This window comes from Neoakkermansia glycaniphila (assembly GCF_001683795.1).
GTDB classification, from domain to species: Bacteria; Verrucomicrobiota; Verrucomicrobiia; order Verrucomicrobiales; family Akkermansiaceae; genus Akkermansia; species Akkermansia glycaniphila.
Genome location: NZ_LIGX01000002.1, coordinates 270980 through 290771, shown reverse-complemented (window position 1 = coordinate 290771; position 19792 = coordinate 270980). Strand labels below are relative to the sequence as shown.

At 58.6% G+C, this 19792-nt stretch carries 16 protein-coding genes; 3 read left to right on the top strand and 13 right to left on the bottom strand.

The window, feature by feature from the left end; all coding sequences use genetic code 11:
- Position 1: 1 nt before the first annotated feature.
- From AC781_RS02025 to AC781_RS02015, 3 genes are read right to left on the bottom strand one after another with little or no spacing between them, the layout of a single operon-like run.
- Entirely contained in the window at positions 2–739 is a 738-nt protein-coding gene (locus AC781_RS02025; protein WP_067772638.1) for a phosphatase, read from the bottom strand.
- Positions 740–790: 51 nt separating this feature from the next.
- On the bottom strand, positions 791–1999 hold the full coding sequence (locus tag AC781_RS02020; RefSeq protein ID WP_067772634.1) for a hypothetical protein: 1209 nt from the start codon (positions 1997–1999) through the stop codon (positions 791–793).
- A 21-nt stretch (positions 2000–2020) separates the two neighbouring features.
- On the bottom strand, positions 2021–4636 hold the full coding sequence (locus tag AC781_RS02015) for a galactose-binding domain-containing protein (RefSeq protein WP_141675688.1): 2616 nt from the start codon (positions 4634–4636) through the stop codon (positions 2021–2023).
- Positions 4637–4978: 342 nt separating this feature from the next.
- On the opposite strand from AC781_RS02015, the gene AC781_RS02005 reads away from it, so the two are divergent.
- Entirely contained in the window at positions 4979–5767 is a 789-nt protein-coding gene (locus AC781_RS02005; RefSeq protein WP_141675687.1) for a hypothetical protein, read from the top strand.
- Positions 5768–5783: 16 nt separating this feature from the next.
- Entirely contained in the window at positions 5784–6752 is a 969-nt protein-coding gene (locus AC781_RS02000; protein WP_067772625.1) for a KpsF/GutQ family sugar-phosphate isomerase, read from the top strand.
- A 186-nt stretch (positions 6753–6938) separates the two neighbouring features.
- Here the strand turns inward: AC781_RS02000 and AC781_RS01995 are convergent, their stop codons facing one another.
- The 4 genes from AC781_RS01995 to AC781_RS01980 form a co-directional block, all read right to left on the bottom strand.
- A complete protein-coding gene (locus AC781_RS01995) occupies positions 6939–7526 on the bottom strand; it encodes a prepilin-type N-terminal cleavage/methylation domain-containing protein (protein WP_067772618.1) in 588 nt (195 codons plus the stop codon).
- Positions 7527–7530: 4 nt separating this feature from the next.
- Entirely contained in the window at positions 7531–8811 is a 1281-nt protein-coding gene (locus tag AC781_RS01990; protein WP_067772614.1) for a type II secretion system F family protein, read from the bottom strand.
- A 74-nt stretch (positions 8812–8885) separates the two neighbouring features.
- Positions 8886–10550: a GspE/PulE family protein gene (locus AC781_RS01985; RefSeq protein WP_067772612.1), complete on the bottom strand. Its 1665-nt coding sequence runs from the start codon at positions 10548–10550 to the stop codon at positions 8886–8888.
- Positions 10551–10573: 23 nt separating this feature from the next.
- On the bottom strand, positions 10574–12217 hold the full coding sequence (locus AC781_RS01980) for a GspE/PulE family protein (RefSeq protein WP_067772609.1): 1644 nt from the start codon (positions 12215–12217) through the stop codon (positions 10574–10576).
- Between the two features lie 363 nt (positions 12218–12580).
- On the opposite strand from AC781_RS01980, the gene AC781_RS01975 reads away from it, so the two are divergent.
- Complete coding sequence (locus AC781_RS01975; RefSeq protein WP_067772606.1) at positions 12581–13615, top strand: polysaccharide deacetylase family protein; 1035 nt, start codon at positions 12581–12583, stop codon at positions 13613–13615.
- Positions 13616–13891: 276 nt separating this feature from the next.
- Here AC781_RS01975 and AC781_RS01970 read toward each other — a convergent pair whose 3' ends face one another.
- From AC781_RS01970 to AC781_RS01945, 6 genes are all read right to left on the bottom strand, one after another.
- On the bottom strand, positions 13892–14998 hold the full coding sequence (locus tag AC781_RS01970) for an LptF/LptG family permease (RefSeq protein WP_067772603.1): 1107 nt from the start codon (positions 14996–14998) through the stop codon (positions 13892–13894).
- 11 nt (positions 14999–15009) lie between these two features.
- Entirely contained in the window at positions 15010–15630 is a 621-nt protein-coding gene (gene hisH, locus AC781_RS01965) for an imidazole glycerol phosphate synthase subunit HisH (RefSeq protein WP_067772601.1), read from the bottom strand.
- On the bottom strand, positions 15627–16217 hold the full coding sequence (gene hisB, locus AC781_RS01960; RefSeq protein WP_067772598.1) for an imidazoleglycerol-phosphate dehydratase HisB: 591 nt from the start codon (positions 16215–16217) through the stop codon (positions 15627–15629). The genes hisH and hisB overlap by 4 nt, the downstream gene beginning before the upstream one ends.
- Positions 16218–16363: 146 nt before the next feature.
- Positions 16364–17494, bottom strand: coding sequence for a hypothetical protein (locus AC781_RS01955; RefSeq protein WP_067772596.1), 1131 nt, complete (start codon positions 17492–17494; stop codon positions 16364–16366).
- Positions 17495–17624: 130 nt separating this feature from the next.
- Positions 17625–18224 (bottom strand): 50S ribosomal protein L25, encoded by a 600-nt coding sequence (locus AC781_RS01950; RefSeq protein ID WP_141675685.1) that lies wholly within the window; start codon positions 18222–18224, stop codon positions 17625–17627.
- A 278-nt stretch (positions 18225–18502) separates the two neighbouring features.
- On the bottom strand, positions 18503–19699 hold the full coding sequence (locus tag AC781_RS01945; protein WP_067772849.1) for a phosphoglycerate kinase: 1197 nt from the start codon (positions 19697–19699) through the stop codon (positions 18503–18505).
- Positions 19700–19792: the final 93 nt, after the last annotated feature.

Genomic DNA, 19792 nt, shown 5'->3' with positions numbered 1-19792 from the left:
GTTACGCCCGCTTGCCGCGTGCGCGGTTTTCCTTCAGCCATGCCGAGAATCGTTCGGCCGAGTAGTTGATGACGAGTTCGTCAGGGAAATCGGTGCGCGCCAGGAGGGGCGTGATGTGGTCGATATTGGCGATGTCCGTCATGTAATGGGCGTCGCTGCTGAGGAGGACGGGTGCGCCGTGCAGCTTACTTTTTTCAAGGATGGAGAGGGCGTTTTTGACGACGTTTTTGCGCGTTTCGGGATGACGCAGGGCGTTGTTGTTGATTTCGAGGAGGGTGTGGTGCCGTTTGGCTTCGAGGACGAGGATGTCATAATCCAGCGGGCAGTTGCCGTCGTCCGGATGGCTGATGATGTCGATGGCCGGGTTGCGGATGGCCTGAAGGACGGCATGGGTATTCTCCTCGATGGTGCCGAAGGTGTAGCACTGTTCATGGATGCCGGCAATGCGGAGATCGAGGGTGTCGATCAGTTTCGGTGCCATGCTCAGGGTTCCGGCATAATCGAGAATGTTGATTTCGGCTCCGAGCAGGAGGTCAATGCCGAACATGCGCCGAGGGACGACGGGGAGGTTGGCGAAGTAGAGGTCGGCACAGGTGCCGGGGATGCCGGAGGCGTGTTCGGTGATGCCGAGCAGGGAGAGGCCTTTGTCGGCGGCGGCACGAGCCATTTCCGTGATGGTGCCGTAGGCGTGGCCGCTGGCGATCGTGTGCGTGTGGACGTCGAGCTGGAGGGGATGCATGGAGCAAGGAGGCGCCCGGTCCGCAGGATGAACCGGGCGCGAAAGAGAAGATTATTGTTTTTTGATGGAGAGGGAGCCGTAGGTGTCCTTGCCGCCGTTTTGTTCGAATTCACAGACGATTCTCGGGTTTTTCAGCGGTTTGGGAACTTTCAGCGTGTAGGTGTTGTCTTTGGCATTGCGTCCTGCGCTGGCGGTGTGCTTGTCCTGTGCGACGAGGGTGTTCCCGTCGTACACGGCTACGGATTTGACGCCGAGAGCGTGCATGCCTCTCTGGTAGTTGAAGGTGATGATGTAGGTGCCCTTGTCCTTGACGGGATGCGAGCCTTCCAGTTCTACAGGGCCGCCGTCATCGAAGATGCGGGGGCTCCAGCCACGCGCCAGAGAGAAGGTGGTGCACCATGCGTCGATGGAGCTGGCTGCTGCGACGCCGTACATGGATTCCGGGTCGAAGTCGCGCATTTCCTCGAAGAGGGTGCGGAGTTTTTTCATGTCGTATGCCGGAGAGTTGCGGCGCAGTTTTCCGGTCAGTACGGCATACATTTCCTGCTTCTGATGAGGCGTGTAGGCCGGATCGTCAGCCATGCGGCGGACGCGCGAGACGGCTTCGTCGGCATCGAGTTCCTTGATCTGGTCGCCAAGAGCCCAGGGGCTGAACTGGAGGCGGCGGACATATCCGCTTTTATCGTCCGGATCGGCCTGCTTGATCATGTCGAGCAGTTTGTCAGGCGTTGCAATGCCCAAATCGCAGGTTTTGCCGAGCAGTTTCGCCTTTTCGAGTCCTTGCGCTTTTTCCGCCTGCTGGACGAGCTTGGTGCGCTGTTCCAGCTTGTCCATGTTGCTCCGGATGGTTTGGACTGCCTGTGAGGGCGATTCGGTGAGGGCGTTGCCCTGAATGGTGGCGTATGGCCGCCCGTTCCGGTCCAGCATCAGGATGCAGGGATAGGAGGCGATGCCGTTCGGCAATTTGTAATTGCCCAGAATTTTGGCGGTGGTTTTCTTTTCCGCTTCGGTGGGGTTCTGGTAAACCGGAAGCGTGAGCATGATGGCTTGTCCCGCGATTTTGTCGATTTCCCTGCTTTTCCAGAGGGTTGTCAGCATTTTTTCGCCGATTTTGTCCCATCCTGCGCCGTACATGTAGATCAGGATGCCGTCGTCCTTGGCTTTTTTGGCGGCGTCTTCGTAGGTGGCGGCCTGCTGAACCGCCATCAGAGGGGCGGAGGAGAGGAGCGCGGCAAGGGCCAGTGTGTACAGTGTCTTCATGTTGTGTGGTGCCGGTTGGGTTCAGGATGCGGGTTTGCCGTAGACCTGGATGCCGTTGAGGTGGAAGAATTCAGGGCCGCCCGGGCGCAGGATGCGGACGAAGCGGGCTCTCGGCTTGGAGTCGGCGAGGTCGGCGCGCAGGATGCGGGATGCATTGCCGAACTGGTGAACATCCGTCCAGTTGGTGCGGTCTTCGGAGACCTGCACTTTCATGTTGTTGAGCCTCCAGAGGTTGTCGCCCGTGCAGATGACGACGACGCCGGAGAGCTGGCCGACACGCGGCAGTTCGACTTCCGCCCAGGCGTCTTCATCCTTGTTGGTATGGAAGTGTCCGCCGCAGGGTTCGAGGAGCCCCCAGTGCATGGATGCGTCGCCGTATTGGGAGGAGACGGAGCTCATGCGCACGAGGCCGCCGGAGGAAAGGAGTTTGCCGGGGAACGGGTCGATTTTCGGCAGGGAGTCCTTGTATTTGTGCTTGAGCATTTTGCCGACGGTCTGGAAGGTGGTCAGGTCTTTGCTGTTTTCCGCGCCGATGAGGGCAGCCGCAAGCAGTTTGTCCTTGGCATCCTTGTCCATACGGGAAGCGCCCATGGCCTGCAGAGTCATCTTGGTGAAGGCCTGCTGGAAGGCCGGCTTTTCCTGAGCGACCTGCCCCTGTCCCCACGCGAGGGCGATGGAAGCGAAAGCGGGTTTGTTCATCATGTTGCCCATGACGACCTTGAGGTAGTCCATCAGGAGTTTTTCATTGGGCTTGTTTTTGTCGCGTACCTGTTCGATCTGTTTGTTCAGGAAGTTTTCGACGTCCCAGCGGCAGGAACCCATGTTGTCGAATTGCTTCAGGCTGGCATGGAAGATTTTCAGGCGATCCGTAGGGGATTTGACGCATTGGAACAACTGGGGATAGACGTGTTTCATCAATGTCTGGGCACATACGTCCGGGAAGACGGGAGCAAAGGCCTTGCACACGGCGTCGTTGATTTGCGTCCATTTCCTGGCGTCGTTGGGTGCCTTGGTTTTGACGAGGTTGCAGTATTCGCGCCAGACGGGGAAGTTGAGCGGCTGGATGTCCGTTGCCAGTTCGTACAGGCCGACGGCCGTGTTCTGCTTGTTGGTTGCGGCAAGGAAGCGCGCGATGGCGGATACCTGGTCGGAGATGCGGGTGCGGAACTGGTCGGAGTACAGGGCCTGCGTGAGTTCGAGGAATGCCCATGTGTGTTCGTCCCAGAAGCACCAGTGTGCGCCGCGCTGCCATGAGAGCGAATAGGCAGGCGTCCATTTGCCGTTGACTCGCACCGTGTAGGCGCAGTGGCCCGGTTCGCCCATGGGCAGGGCGGGGATGCCGTTGGCGCAGGCTGCGAATGCTCCGTAGTGGGACAGGCCGCCGCAGACGCCGCCGACGTCTTTCGTCATTTGCGCCTGGTTGCCGGAGAAGTACCGGTCATAGGGGCGGTAGTAGTCGGAACCGTGGATGCTGTCGCCGCTGATGTTGTTGAGGCGGTACGGAGCCTGCCAGCAGGCTCCTGTGTATTGTTCGGCGGGAAGGCGGACGTTGTCGCGCTGCCAGGTGAGCGATTCGACGTTGCCGAAGCCGTTGTTCCCCTTGCAACCGCAGACGATGCGCATGTCCCAGTAGTCGAGGTTGTCGAATTCGCGGTTGAGTTTGCCTTCCTTCCAGCTGGTCGCGTAGAATTTGTTGCGGGCGACGGCTTTGTCGTGTTCCCAGCCCGATCGCGCGAATTCGGCTGCCGTGGCGGCGGCTATTTTGCGGAGCATGGGATCGGAGACGGTGTCCGGCGAGTCCTTGACGATGTCGACGAGGATGGCCAGCGCCTTGTCGGCATTGCCGACGGGCCCCGAGAAGAGGAATCCTTCAAGCCATTCGAGATTGTTGGCGAAGGCGGTCAGGAAGCTGTGGCCGTCCGGCGTGGAGGCGAGGGTTGAAATCTTGTCGGCTCCTGCATGCTGGATCAACTGCCATTGGGCAAGGTCGAGCCTGTTTTGGGGCTTGGAAAGGAATGCCATGACATCCTTGTCGGTGCGGCCTTCGAGGTTTTTTGCGATACGGGAAGCGAGTTTGCGCTGGATGGAGTCCGCCTTGCTCCATGCCGTACCTGTGAATTCCTTGCCGATGAACGGGGCCTCCTTCATGGATGCCAGATGTTTCAGATATTGCTGCAGCTGTTTGAGCTGGGCAGGGGTTCGCGTGGCGGATGCGAGATCGGGAATGTCGGGAGCCGAGGGTTCATCGGCGGCCGGTTCCGGTTCGGGTTCTTCGGCTACGGGCGCAGGTTCGTCCGGCGTGGCCGGTGCGGGTTCCGGGGCAGGGGCCGGTTCCGGCTCTTGCGGCGTATCCGGAGTGGGTGCGGGTTCAGGCTCCGGCTGCGCGGGAGACGGAGCTGGCTGTACCACCGGAGGTGCGATGGAGGGGGCGGGCTGCGGAGGGGCTACGGGGGCAGGTGTGTCCTTCAGCCCGGCGGTATCCGGCTCCGCAATGGGGGATGCGGCTTTTTTCTTCTGCGTCGAATGCGTGTGTTTGGTGGAAACCGGTCTGCCCCCGATGACGGACGGGTAGACGGTGTAACCGGCAAGAACTCCCACGCTCATGGCGATGCCTAATAGATATCCCCTTTTGGACATGTGCGGATTCTACCGGAAAACACCCTGTTGTCAAGCAGGAAACGGCCGATGCCGGGGGCTCCTGCGGCAGTGCGCCGCGTACCCGTTTCAAACCGGGTTGCGTGCAAGGAAGCGCCGGTTCGCGAAAGGCGGGAAAGAAAGGTCCGGAAGCTGCTGGTTTCAAAAGGGCCGGGAATGCTCCGCCCGGAGCGGATGGGAGGCAGCCGGAGTACCCGGCAAACGATGGGTTCAAGGCAGGCGGAGACCTGCCACCATTTTTCCCGAAGTATGATCATTTTTTGCTTTTCACCCCGCATGGTATTTGGTATTCTTACGCGAGAGGGGTAAACCCGATACAGTTTTATGACTATACGCGCACTCTACTTACTTCCGATGATGGCCGGTTGCCTGCTGGCAGCTCCAGAAGACAGCCTTCAAAAGGCCGAGAAACTGATGAAGCGGGCCAATAAGCTTGAACAGAAAGGCTTCCTGTATGCCGCGACGCAAGCGACCAATGCCGCCAAGGATGCCATGGTGAAATTGAAGGATGAACATCCCGATTTCAGGTCCGATTATGTGGAGTCGCGCATTACGACGCTGACGGCCAAGGCGGAAGCTCTCGCCGCCAATGCCGAAGCCGCGCCTGCCGATCTGCCCAAGGAAGTGAAGCTTCCCGATTGTTTTGTCGCTCCCTCCGAAGAAGCTGCCGGCAACAAGATGGATGCTACCGTGCAGCGTATGTACACGGGCAATATCGTACTGACCAGCCGTGGCGAACAGGAACCCGTCGTGATTCCTCCCGTGCGCGGTGAGAAGTATGTGCCCGGCTATTATACGACCCGCAGCGAACCTGTGCGCGTCGTGCAACCTCAGGAGGAAGTGGTCGCCTTTGAAGAAACGACCGTGGAAGTTACCCCTCCCTGGGACTATGTGGAACCCGCTGCTCCCGCACCTGCTCCGCAGCCTCGTGAAGTGGTCGTGGCGACTCCCAGACAGGAAGCCGCCGTGCCTGCTCCCGCTCCGGCTCCCCGCCCTGCAGCTGCTCCTGCTCTGGCACCGGTAGTGCAACCCGCCATTCGCGTGGTGGAAGAATCGACGAGGACGACTCCTCCCAGCGGTTCGGGCCGCATGACGGGCCGCAGCCGTTTCTAATCGTTTATCCCTTCTCATGTCCAATCATCTAGTTCGAGGTCGTCAGGTATTTGTTGACGAAATCGAAGCGTTGAAAGGCGTAACCGACCGCTTGGATGACAATTTCGTCCAGGCGGTCGAGTCTATGTCGGCAGCGCTCGATTCCGGCCACAAAATTATTGTCGTAGGTGTCGGCAAGTCCGGCAATATCGGTCAGAAAATTGTCGCAACCCTGAATTCGACGGGTGCGCCCACCGTGCTGCTCGATTCCCAGAATGCCCTTCACGGCGATTTGGGGATTGTTTGCGACGGGGATGCGTGTATTGCCATGTCGTTCTCCGGGGAAACATCGGAATTGCTGACTCTGCTTCCTTTCCTGAAGCGTTTCAATATGCAGATTATCGCAATGACGGGGAATGTCTCTTCCTCGCTGGCGAATCATGCCGATATCGTGCTTGATACCGGGGTGGAGCGCGAAGCCTGCCCGCTGAATCTGGCTCCGACATCAAGTAGTACGGCCATGCTGGTCATGGGCGATGCGCTGGCGATGGCTTTGTTGGAAGCGCGGCATTTCACCAAGGAAGATTTTGCCAAACGCCACCCGGGCGGTTCTTTGGGGCGTGCTTTGCTGACGAAGGTCTGCGATATCATGCGCAAGGATATTGCCTGTCTGCCGGTGACGGCGACAGTATCCGAATGCCTGCTGGCCATGAGCCGCGCCAAGGCAGGGGCATGTATCCTCGTCAAGGAGGATGGGACGCTTGCCGGGATTTTCACTCATGGAGATTTTGCGCGCGCCTATCAGGCGGATGAATTGGTTGGCGGCAAGCCGGTCGCTCCTCTAATGACGCCGACTCCGGTGTTTGTGAAAGAAGGCGAGCTGGCAGCTGCTGCCGTAAGGACTCTTCGCAATCGCCGGATCGACGATCTGGTCGTGCTCGATGGTGACGGCAAACCCGTCGGACTGATCGATACGCAGGATCTTGCACGCTTGAAGCTGGTCTGATATCCGCTTCCTCTCTTTTCGACAGCCGCTTCCCTGAACGGGGGAGCGGCTGTTTTGCCGAAGGCGTGTTCTGTGTGGCCGCCATCCGGTTTTTTCGGAAGCGAAAGCGTTTGTTTTGTCGCAGGATACGAAAAATCCCTTCTTCCATGCGGAAGAAGGGAAGGATTGGATTTTCGTGCAGCCTGGTTACCAGTTGCAGATGTTGTCTTCGTTGTCGCCTGTTTTGTTGGGGCCGTTGTTGCCCTTCATGTCGGGTCCGAGAGACCAGATGTCGAAGTCGGCGTTGATGCCGTTGCCGCGGTTGCCGTCCGCATCGACGGCGTTCTGGCCGCTGCCGAGGCGGTAACGGTAGGGGGTGCCCCACGGGTCAAGGATGACGTAGCGGCCATTGCGGCGTTTGACGTTGACGCTTTCCGGATCGGAAGATCCGGGTTTGAGTTTGTCCCAATACGGCTTCAGGCGACCTTGGCCTTCGGGGTTCATATCCGGCCGGCCGTCGCCGTCTTCATCACGGTAGAGGGCTTCGTACAGCTTGGTGGAGCTGGTTTCGCTGCCGTCGCCGACAGGGTAGCACGAGTTGTCGGAACGGTATTGGTCCAGCGCGGTCGAGAGCGCAGAGATAGTGACTTTGACCGTTTCCGCACGTTTCTTTTCCTTGATTGCGTTGAAGGCGAACATGCCGATGGTCATCAGGATGGCGATGATGGCGATGACGATGAGGATTTCGATGAGCGTGAATCCCCGGTGCAGCCGGATATGGCGATGGTACGTCATGAGTTTACATGTTGGAGATCAGGTTCATGAGCGGCATGAACATGGCGAACACGATGCCGCCGACGACCACGGCGAGGAAGACGATCATGATCGGTTCCAGCATGGAGGTCAGGGCGCTGACGGCGTTGTCCACTTCTTCGTCGTAAACGTCTGCCACTTTGAGGAGCATGTCCGGGAGCTGGCCCGTTTCCTCACCGACGTCGACCATGGAGATCATCATGGGAGGGAAGACGGGGCAGGTGTTCATGGGCGTGACGATGGATTCACCTTCCTTGACGGAGTCGTGAATGCGGCCTACGGCATCGGCGACGATGCAGTTGCCGGCGGTTTCGCGCGTGATGGTGAGCGCCTGGAGGATGGGGACGCCGGAGGTGACAAGTGTGCCGAACGTGCGCGAGAAGCGGGCGACGGAGCTTTGGCGCAGCACTCGGCCGACGAGCGGAAGCTTGAGCTTGATGCGGTCGATTTCATGCAGGCCTTTGGGCGTACGCTGGAGCATCGTGAAGGCGATGTAGAAGATGACGACAAAGAGGAGGAGGAAGACGGCGTTCGGGATGCCCCAGTGCATTTCGAAGAACCAGTCGCTGAGGTTGAATACGAACTGGGAGATGGCCGGGAGTTCCTGTCCGTTCGTGGAGAACATTTCCTTGAATTTCGGTACGATGACGAGCATCAGGAAGATGAGGATGGCAACCGCGATGAACATGATGATGGAGGGATACACCATGGCGGATACGATTTTGCTGCGGAGTTTCTGCGCTTTTTCCTGATATTCCGCAAGGCGGGTAAGAACGACTTCAAGCACACCGCCGAGTTCCCCGGCCTTCACCATGTTGACGAACAGCTTGTTGAAGATTTTCGGGTGCTGTGCGAGGGCTTCGGAGAAGGTGGATCCGCTCTGGACGGATTCGCAGAGTGCGCCGATGGTGGCGCGGAGGTTGGGGTTCGGTTCCTGTTTGTACAGGACGTTCAGACCCTGCAGGAGGGGAAGCCCGGCATCGATCAGCGTGGCGAGCTGCCGGGTGAAGATCATCAGTTCCTTGCCTTTGACGGAGCCGCCGGCTTTGCCTTTGCGCCCTTTGCTCTTGACCTTTTTGCCGGAGGCGTCGGTTTTCTTGGGCTTCGGTGCCGAAGGTTTGCCGCTCTTGCCGGTTTCACTGATTTCCGTCGGATAGAGCCCCATCGCCTTGATGGATTCAAGTGCTTCGATTTTGGAAGCCGCGGAGATGACGCCCGTTTGGGCTTCGCCATTCTGGTTAAGTGCGGTGTATTGGAAATTAGCCATATGAGAACTGGATGGTGGAATGGAGTTTGTTCGGAGTATATGCGGGATCGGATGGTTCGGGAGAGAGTCGAGCTTCAGGTGTATTTGAGAACTTCTTCGATGGTGGTGTTGCCTTCGTAGATGTTGCGAAGGCCGTCTTCGCGCAGGGTGGTCATCCCCATTTCGATGGCTTTCTGGCGCAGGACGACGGTCGGAGCGCGGTCCGTGATCATATCCTTGAGGGTATCGTTGATGTCGAGCAGTTCGTAGAGGCCTTTACGGCCTTTGTAGCCGGAGCCTCCGCACCGGTCGCAACGCGAGCCCGTGTAGAATGTTTTGTTGCCGAGTTCGTAGGGGGAGATGCCGAGCTGGGAGAGGACGGTGGCGGAAGGTTCGTAGGGTACGCGGCAGTCCGGGCAGATGGTGCGGACGAGGCGCTGGGCGAGTACGCCTTCGAGCGAGGCGGCCACAAGGAAGGGTTCGCAGCCCATGTCCACCAGTCGGGTGACGGCGCCAGCGGCATCGTTGGTATGGAGGGTGGAGAGTACCAAGTGGCCCGTGAGGGATGCCTGAATGGCGATCTGGGCGGTTTCCTGGTCACGCATTTCCCCGACCATGATGCGGTCCGGGTCCTGGCGGAGGAAGGCTCGCAGCACCATGGGGAAGTCCATGCCGATGGCTTCGTTGACGGGGATCTGGACGATGCCGTCGATGTCGTATTCCACCGGGTCTTCCGCAGTGAGTACCTTGGAGTCGATGGTGTTGACTTCGCGGAGTGCGGCGTAGAGGGTGGTGGTTTTACCGGCGCCGGTGGGGCCTGTGACGATGAAGATGCCGTTCGGCTTGTTGACGGTGTCGAGGATGTACTCGTGGATGTGCGTCGGGAGGCCGAGGTTGTTCAGGTTGAGGTTGACGGAGGAGCGGTCGAGCACGCGGAGTACGACGGATTCTCCGTACTGGGTGGGCAGGGAAGATACGCGCATGTCCACCGAGTGGTCGCCGACCTGTTTGACGATGCGTCCGTCCTGCGGTACGCGGCGTTCGGCGATGTTCATGTTCGCCATGACCTTGACGCGGGAGATGACGGGGGTGGCGAGATGGACGGGCGGGGGCTGCATTTCGTACAGGGCGCCGTCCACGCGGTAGCGGATTTTGAATTCGTGTTCGAAGGGTTCGAAATGGATGTCGGATGCACGTTCCTTGATGGCCTGCGTGATGACGAGGTCAACGAAGCGGATGATGGGCGTGGAGTTGACTTCGTCGTTCAGGGAGTCTTCGCTGTGGCTGATGGCGCTCAGTTCCGCCATGAGGTCGCTCATGGCTGCCGCTTCGCCGCCGTAGCTTTCGTTCAGGCGGGCCTGCACCTGATAGTCGGGCGCAACGAGGAGGTGGATGTCCAGCCCGAGGGCGAAGCGCAGGTCTTCGACGGTTTGCGGGTTCAGCGGGTCTTCAAGGCAGACGTACAGGCCATCCGCGCTTCGGCGGACGGGAAGGGCCCCGTGCATGCGGGCCAGGTTCGGCGGGATCGTCTGAAGGACGGCCGGATCGGGGACGAACCCGTCCAGAGAGATGAGTTCCGCGCCAAGTTCATGGGCGATGATGGTCCAGAAGTCGACAGGGGCGCCGAGGACGCCGAAGTCGGTCAGTACATCGGGCAAATCCTTGCCGCTGTTGACCATTTCTTCCTGAATATCCCGGGCGAGGGGATGGTCGATCATTCCGCGTCCGATGAATACTTCGAGGGCGAGATTTGTGTCCATGCTGAAAAATCTGTTCTTGGTGTTTAGTTGGCGTCTCCCATGGTGACGTGCATGACTTCTTCGGCCGAGCAGAGGCCTGCCAGCACTTTGCGTACGCCGTCTTCGCGCAGGGTTCTCATGCCGAGTTCGCGGGCTCGTTTGCGGAGCTGCGGGGTGGTGATCTGTTCGTTGATCATGTGGCGCACTTCGTCGTCGATTTCGAAGATTTCGAAGAGGCCCATTCGTCCCTTGGTGCCGCTGCCCCGGCAGGTGGCGCAGCCGACGGGGACTTGAATTTGCCCCGGGGTGAGGCGGGACATGTCGATGTTGAGGGTGCGGGCCTGTTTTTCCGTGAGTTCGCCGGGGCGTTTGCAGTTGGCGCAGAGTTTGCGGACGAGGCGCTGGGCCATGACGGCGCGGACGGAGGAGGCGATGAGGAAGCGTTTGACGCCGATGTCTGCCAGACGTGCGACGGCGCTGGGGGCGTCGTTGGTGTGTAGGGTGGAGAAGACGAGGTGGCCCGTGAGTGATGCGTTGATGGCGATGTTGGCCGTTTCGGCGTCGCGGATTTCCCCGATCATGATGATGTTCGGCGCCTGGCGGAGCATGGAGCGGAGTGCGGCGGAGAAGGTCATGCCGATGTCTGCCTTGACCATGACCTGGTTGATGCCGGAAAGTTCGTATTCGACCGGGTCTTCCACGGTGATGATTTTCTTGTCCGGGCGGTTGATGTGGTTCAGGCAGGCGTAGAGCGTCGTCGTCTTACCGGAACCGGTGGGGCCGGTGACGAGGATGATGCCGTCCGGCAGAGTGATGAGGCGGTCGAAGGTGGCTTCGTCGTCGGAGAAGAAGCCGAGCTGCGGAAGGCCGAGTACGAGGGCCGATTTGTCCAGAATACGCATGACGATGCTTTCGCCGTGGTTGCTGGGTACGGAGGAGACGCGGAGGTCGATCTGTTTGCCGCCGATGTCGAGCTGGATGCGGCCGTCCTGCGGGAGGCGTTTTTCCGCGATGCTCATGGTGGAGCTCATGACTTTCAGTCGGGCGATGACGGCGCTGAGGAGTTTCTTCGGATGCGTTGCTACTTCGACGAGTTTGCCGTCGATGCGGAAGCGGATGCGCAGCCGGTTTTCCATGGGCTCGATGTGGATGTCGGATGCGCGCATTTTGTAGGCGTCCGAGATCATTTGCTGAACGAGGCGGATGATGGGCGCATCGCCGTCTTCCTGCAGCGCGGAGTCGTGATCTGTATGGCTGCTAGCAGGATAGTAGTTTTCGAGAGCGCGGTTGATGGCATCCTGAGTGGCGACGGCGAAGGTGATGTCCTTGCCGAGGATCTGGGGAAGGCTGTCGAGCGTTTCGAAGGCAAAGGGGTCGGCAATGGCGCAGGTTATGGTAAAATCGTCCGTGCCGAGCGGGATGACTTTGTAGCGGCGGGCTACCTCAGGGGAGACGAGGGCGAGAGTTTCCTGATTCAGCATGTAGTCGTCCAGCGGGGCATAGGCCATGCCGGAACTGTGGGCGCATACCTGGGCGATGTACTCGTCGGTGAGATATTGGTTTTGAATGATATATTCAATAACGCTCTGTCTCGGGGAAAGCTCCCGGCGAAATTGTTCGATTTGTTCGCGATGGAGAGCGCCCGCTTCTACGAGCAGGTCTAAAAGGTATGGTTCGTTTGAGTACACAGCCAAGAGGATGTAAGGTTAACAGAGTACAATCAAGCTGCCAGTCTGGCGCTAAACCGTCCGCTTCGTATTCTAGACCATCGGGGCAGGTACGTCAACAATACAAAACGGTTCATTTGTTTTTTTTGGTATTGTTCCTGATACCGGGCAAAGCGTGTTTTATGAGATGAAAGTCACAGTCAGGCTCTTATGGGTATATTGGCATGGGGAGGCCGTTTGGCGTGGCGGCGGATGATGGCGGAATCCCTGTTCCGGGGTGCCGGGAAAACTGGAATCTTTCAAAAATCGTGCGCGGAGAGATGATAAAGTGTTGCACATTCGTTCCCGGCAGGTATAGTGGTGCCTGCAAACATTTTTCCTTTTATGAAAGTGATATTCGGACGCGGTTTGATGGCCGCATTGCTGTTGTGCGTGCAGGTTGCCTGCCAGACGAAAGAGAAGGCCGCAGTTTCGGAAGACGGGGAATTCACTTCCGTGCCGGCGGAGACGGTCAAGCCCGTCGTTCCGGCCATGCCAAAGCAACAGAATAAGAAGGATGATTCCGCGGCACAGCATATTGCTGCCGTGCGCCCTCGCCCTTCTGTGACTCCTTCCTCAGCCCGTGCCGGGATGGGTATCCGCATTTCCCGCGTGCCGGTGGCCGAGAAGCTGGTGGCCCTGACGTTCGATGACGGTCCCCATGCCCAGTTGACTCCCAGAATACTGGATGTGCTGAACAAGTACAATGCGAAGGGTACGTTTTTTGCGCTGGGGCAGAATGTGAAGCGCAATCCCGGAATTGTGCGCCGCGCTGTGGCCGAAGGGCATGAAGTAGGTATTCATACATGGTCCCATCCGCAGCTGACCAAATGCAGCCGTGAGAAGATCGATTCCGAGATCGGGCGTACGCGGCAGGCAATCATCGATGCTTCCGGACAGGTTCCGGCGGTGATGCGGCCGCCGTACGGCGCTCTGAGCAAGCAGCAGAACCAGTATATTTATTCCAAGTACGGTACTCCCGCCATTTTGTGGGATGTGGATACGCTGGACTGGAACAAGAAGCGTGCCTCTACGCAGGATGTGATCAATACGGCGATCAACGGAGCCAATTGCGGTTCGATCATTCTGGTACACGATATTCACCAGCGGACGGCCGATTCCATCGAGGAGATTGTGCGCGGTCTGCAGGCCCGCGGTTTCCGCCTTGTGACGGTTTCCCAGTTGATGGCGGCAGCTGGCGGCAAGTCTGTGCTTCCGGCTCGTTCGTCGTTCGATGGCGTGCTTGAGCCTGCTCCTGCCTTACCCGCTGTGGTGCCCGCTGTGGTGCCCGCTGCGCAGCCTGCGCCCGATGCTGCGATGCCGGCGGCGGAACCTGTGCCCGCCATGGAGGATGTGAGCGGAGCGGCTCCGGTCGTATAAAGCGGATAATCGATGATTCGAATATACCGGCATGCGTTCCGTCCGCGAGGATGAACGGATGCCGGTTTTGTTTTCCGGCAGGAATGTCCCATCGGATCGGTTGGAATGTGATGACCGTTTCTTGTCGAATCCGGTAGAGCGACGGGGTGGCGTCGATCCGGCTCTGCGACTTGATACGAAGCGGGCAGATGGCTGTGAGTCTTGTACAGTCTGGCCGGAGCCACTCTTAGGTGGATTTGCTTCGGGACTGATGAAATGAAGAGGGTGCAGAAGGCTTCAACCCCGGTAGCGTGCGCGCCTGTGCAGCTCGATAGCCAGTATGAGGCAGGCGATGTTGGGCGCCCAGAGGATCCAGTATGGTGCCGGGCCTGCGTATTTGCGCGAGAGTTCGGAGAAGACGAGGGCGACGAAGTAGAGCGAGGCAATCAGGATGCCCATGGCGAAGCCGGTGGAGGTGTCGCGCCTGCGCGCCGAGACGGCGAGCGGTACGCCGATGAGGGCGAAAGCGATACAGGCCACCGAGAAGGAGGCTCGTTTCGGGAATTCCGTTTCGAATTCAAGTCTTTGCCGAGTGGTCAATTTGGCGGATTGTTCCGGGTCGTTGAGCAGGGCGTTGATTTCGGAGTTGGTGTAGAGGTTGGGCTTGAGCTTTTTGGTGTCGGAATTAGGAAGCTGGATTTCCCAGGGCATTTCGGAGATGAAGGGGGAGTAGTCTTTGCCGTCCTTGTCCTGTCCTTCGATGAATGTGTCGTACATTTGCAGTTTCAGGATGCGATGGTCTTCATCAAAGTCAACCAGGGCTTTCTGGGCATGTACGACCATTTTGGTTAGGCCGTCTTTGGGGAGCTGGTAGATGTGGATGCCGTAGAGGGTGCGGGAGGCTTCATCGCCGTCGTCGATGAAGATTTGCTGGTTTTTGAAGCTGGTGATGGATTGCCCCGGGCGGAGCAGGCTTTTCGGGTCGTTCATGGCGGCCCGCCGGACGATGTCCGCCATGGCCTGCTTGCCTTTGGGGGCGATTTCGATGTTGACGTAGTAGCACAGGGCGGACAGTGCGATGCCGAAGACGATGGCGGGCATGCTCAGCCGCCAGAGGCTGAGGCCGGCCATGCGCATGGAGGTCAGTTCATTGTCGGCTGCCAGCCTGCCGTAAACGAGCAGGACAGCGGTGAGAAAGCCCCAGGGAATGGAGAAGGTGAGGGAGAAGGGGATGACCTGGAAGATGAATTCCAGTACGATGCTGGGCGGTGCGCCGCTTTCGACGAGCAGGGGACGCAGTTGTTTGAAGAGTTCCCCGAGCAACAGCAGCGCGCTCAATGCGACCACCCCGAGCAGGGTGACGAAGATGAGCTGGCGCAGGATGTAGCGGTCGAGGATTTTCATCAAGGGAGAGGTCAGCGGAGCGTCAGGAAATTCGACAGGAAGCGGATGCCCAATTTCTGGCTTTTTTCCGGATGGAACTGGGTGGCGACAAGGTTGCCCCGGCGCACGGCTGCGGCGAAGGTGCCCCCGTAGGAGCATGTGGCTGCCGTCCATTCGTCATTCTCCGGTACAGGGTAGTAGGAGTGGACGAAGTAGAAGTGGGGATGGCCGTCCATTCCTTGCCAGACGGGGTCTTCCGGGTGGAGCAGGGAGATGCCGTTCCAGCCCATGTGCGGGACTTTCAGGTCTCCTTCGGGAAATTTGCGGACATGGCCGCGCAGGATGCCGAGCCCCGGTACGACGGGGGATTCGTCGCCGCTTTCGAAGAGGATCTGGTAGCCGACGCAGATGCCGAGGAAGGGTTTGTCTTCCGCAATCCATGAGCGTACGTGTTCTTCCAGTCCCTGTGCGCGCAGTTTGGTGGCGCAATCTCCGAATTCTCCCACTCCGGGAAGGACGAGGTGCGTCAAGCCTTCCAGATGGGACGGTTGAGAGACGAGGGTGCTTTCGTACCCTGCTGCCCGGAAGGTGTTGCGTACGCTGTGGAGGTTGCCCGCTCCATAGTCGATGATGCCGAGTCGGGAGGTACTCATGAGAGGGTGCCTTTGGTCGATGGAAGGATTCCCTGGGCTCGCGGATCGATTTCCATGGCTTCGCGCAGGGCATGTGCCACGCTTTTGAAGATGGCTTCGGCAATGTGGTGGCCGTCGCGACCGTAAAAGACTTCAATGTGGAGGTTGCAGCGCAGGTTGTTGACGAGTGCGCGGCAGAATTCTTCACAGAGGGTGAGCGGGAAATTGGGCGCATCAGGCATGTCCCTCGAAACGCGGAATTCAAGGAAGGGCCTGTTGCTCAGGTCGATGACGGCGCGGGCGAGCGTTTCATCCATGGGTACGTAGGCCGTGCCGTAGCGTTTGATGCCTTTTTTGTCGCCCAATGCGCACCGGAGGCTTTCTCCGAGGACGATGGCGACGTCTTCGACGGTGTGGTGCGCATCGACATCGAGATCCCCGTCCGCATTCAAGGTCATGTCCATGAGGGAATGGCGCGTGAAGAGGTGGAGCATGTGGTCGTAGAAGGCATGGCCCGTGTTGATGGCAGCGCATCCGCTGCCGTCGATGTTGATTTCGAGGGAGATGTCGGTTTCTCCCGTCTTGCGGGTTTTTGCATCAATGCGCATGGACGGATTATACTTGATGGAGGAACGGTTGTGAAGCTTGAATTCGGTCTTGCGCGTCCGTGGGTAAGGTTGCCCGCGCGAAGCGGTATTGTCCGTTATTCTTTCCTTGTTTGATGAAGGTTATGCGTGCGCGGGTGCCGATGCGTTCAGGGTAGTTCTTTGGTTGCTGCCGGGGTGGCTTTCTGTGGCAGGAGCGCGTTTTTCAGAGGTTCGAGATAGGATGGCGGCATGCCGGCTGTTTCGATTTTTTTCAGGGTTCCCTTGGCTTGCGACAAGTCGCCGGAGTCGATCTGCTGCCAGAAATCGATGATGAGAGGAGTCAGCTGTCCCGGTCGGTTGCCGGTTTGCTCAATGGGGCGGGCCAAGCGCTCACTGACGGTTTCAGCCAGATGAAGAGCGCTTGTTGTGGCTGCCATGTTGTCTTCAGGAGGCGTGTACCAGTTCCATTTTTTCTTTTTGGCTTCGTTGGCGAGGTTGTTGCTGACGGTCTGTTGTTCGTTGCGCCATTTGGCAAGGTATTTGGAGGCTTGTTCCTGTTTTTGAGGAGACATGCGATCCATTTGCCGATTGCGTTCTTGTTGCTGTTTGAGCAAGGCGTCCCGTTGCCGTGTCCACTGGGTTTGGAGCGTTACGGCCAGGCGGCCGGCTTCCGGATATGCCTTGACATAGGCGGCAGAGCCCTTGAACTGCTCCAGAAGAGTGAACATTTGCATGGCTTCGACGTTGCGTTCGGCGCGGGTGTGTTCCATCATGGCGTTATACAGGCGATTGGCTTCACGATCGTAAGCGAACCGTTCTTTGTCCAAGGCGGAATCCGTTTGAGGTTTTTTTGCATCGGTTAATGGTGTCGTTTGTTTGGCGTCGCCTTCCGGGGTTTCTTCCGGTATGCGGGCAGCATCCCGCAATGAGTCGGCCAGCTCTTCGAGTTGGGCTGCTTGCGGATAAGCGGGATGTTTTTCCAGAAAATCGATGACGGCTTGCAGGGTTTCCGTTCGGTCTTGCGGAGTCATTTCGCCCAGCCTTGCTGCTTTACGCATGATTTTTTTGAATTCGTAGTCGGCAGGCGTGCTTTTGATATGTTTCAATACATCGTATTCCTTGATACGCGTTTCCCGTTTGATGGAAGGCGTTTGCGGGTCGGGGTATTCAAGGACGATTTCTTCGCCCTGCCTGAAAAGGATTTTGCAGTCTTCGTAGGTTGTGCCGTCGATCAGTTTGATCGTGTCGGCTGATACGGGCAGGCAGACGAAAAGGAAGAGGGAAAGCGGAATTTTCATGGCCGTACGAGGCTTGGTTCCTTATTGTATCACACGGGCAAGCGAATGGAATAGAAAAGTGGGGGCTCTAAAACAAAACAACCGCACCCCGTGGGGGATGCGGTTGCCGATAAGGTTTGCCGGAGGCGGATCAGGCTTCGGGAGCGGCGGCTTCCGCTGCTTCGGTATCGCTGCCGACGGTGCCTTCGATGGTCACGATGCCGACTTCTCCGTCCATGGAGGTTTCGATGCCGGCGGGAAGCGTGATGGCGGCTACGCGCAGGATGTCGCCGATGTTGAGGGCGGAGATGTCCACGGAGATTTCTTCCGGGAGGTTCTTCACCTTGCACTTGATCGGGAGTTCATGCAGGGTCTGGTCCACAAGGCCGCCGAATTTGGTGCCGGCAGCTTCACCCTGAAGGACGACGGGAACGAGGGAGGTGATGACGGTGTCGTCATTGACGGAGAGGAAGTCGGCGTGGATAGCCTTGTCCGTCAGGAAGTTGTGCTGGATGTCCTTCAGTAGGCAAAGTTTGCCGGCTCCGTCGATCTGGAGGTCGACGAGCATGTGTTCGGAGGTGGCACCGGCAAGCATGGCCGCGAATTCGCGGGCATTGACCTGGATGTCGATTGTTTCGACTCCTGCACCGTAAACGACGCAGGGAAGGATGCCCTGGGCGCGGAGTGCGTTGAGTTTGCCGGTACCTTTGATGCTGCGCTTGGTAGCGTTCAGCTTGTGATGTTGAGCCATAATATGATTGATGGAGCTAAAATGCGGTTTTGTCTTCGTTCTTTTGACGTCGGTGCGCACGAGGTCACCCGCCAAGTTGGTCTCGCGCCAGTCTGCGTGACCGGTGCGGACGCGCAATGTGCAATAATTTCGCTTAAATGTCAATACAAATCATGCTTTTTTTGAGGCGGGTGGAGGAGGTTCCTCCTGTGCTTTTCCGGCAGAGAGAGGTCTGCAAAAAAGAAGGAACCGCCTTCGAGAGAGGGCGGTTCCTGTCGGTTCGGATGAGTTCCGAAGATTTACTTGTCGGTCAGGGCTCCGACGCCGGGGAGGATTTTGCCTTCGAGGAGTTCGAGGGAGGCGCCGCCACCCGTCGAGCAGAAGGAGAGTTTGTCCTGCACCTTGAATTTCTTGGCCGCTGTGACGGAGTCGCCGCCACCGACGATGGAGATGGCGGAGGAATCCGCGAGGGCTTCCGCGATTTCCTTGGTGCCCTTGGCGAAGCAGTCCATTTCAAAGACGCCCATCGGGCCGTTCCAGAGGACGGTTTTGGCGTTTTTGATGATGGCCGCGAATTCGGCAATGGCTTTGTCGCCGATGTCGATGGCCATGCCGCCTTCGCACACTTTGCCGCCTTCCGCGAAGGGGGCGGTGCAGGTGGTTTCGGCTCCGTCTTCGAATTTCATGGCGACGCGTACGTCGGCAGGAAGGAGGAACTGGACGTTTTTGGCCTTGGCTTCCGCGAGGATCTGGCGGGCGAGGTCGAGTTTGTCGCCTTCGATTTTGGAGGCTCCAAGGTCGTAGCCTTCAGCAGCAAGGAAGGTGTTGGCCATGGCGCCGCCGATGAGGAAGGTGTCGGCCTTTTCCATGAGTTTGGAGAGGACTTCGATTTTGTCGGAGACCTTGGCGCCGCCCATGATGACGACGAATGGGTGTTCCGGGTTGTCGAGTTTGCCTTCGAGGTATTCGAGTTCGCGTTCGATGAGGAAGCCCATGGCGCTCTTTTCAGCGAAGTGGGTGACGCCTTCCGTGGAGGAGTGGGCGCGGTGGGCGGAGCCGAATGCATCGTTGACGAAGATGGTGGCGGCACCGAGGAGAGCTTTGGCGAATTCCGGGTTGTTTTTCTTTTCACCCGGGTAGAAGCGGACGTTTTCCAGAAGGATGACGTCGCCGTCCTTCATGGCGGCGCGAGCGGCATCGGCCTTGTCGCCGATGGCTTCGGGGACGAAGGTGACGGGCTTGCCGAGGAGTTCGCCGAGGCGTACGGCTGCCGGAGCGAGGGAGAACACGGGATCGGGTTCGTTGGCCGGGCGGCCGAGGTGGGAGCAAAGAACGAGGCGTGCGCCGTGTTCAACGAGGTATTTGATGGTGGGGAGGGCGGCGGCGATGCGGGCATCGTTGGTGATGGCGCCATCCTTGAGGGGTACATTGAAGTCCACGCGCATGAGGACTTGCTTGCCGGCGACGTCGAGGTCGCGCACGGTGAGTTTTGCCATATTGATGAGTGTTTTGGTCTGTTGTTCGGATAAAAAGTCGGGGGAACGCAAGGTTCCCCCGAAAACAGGTCCGGCATGAGGACGACTCGCGGG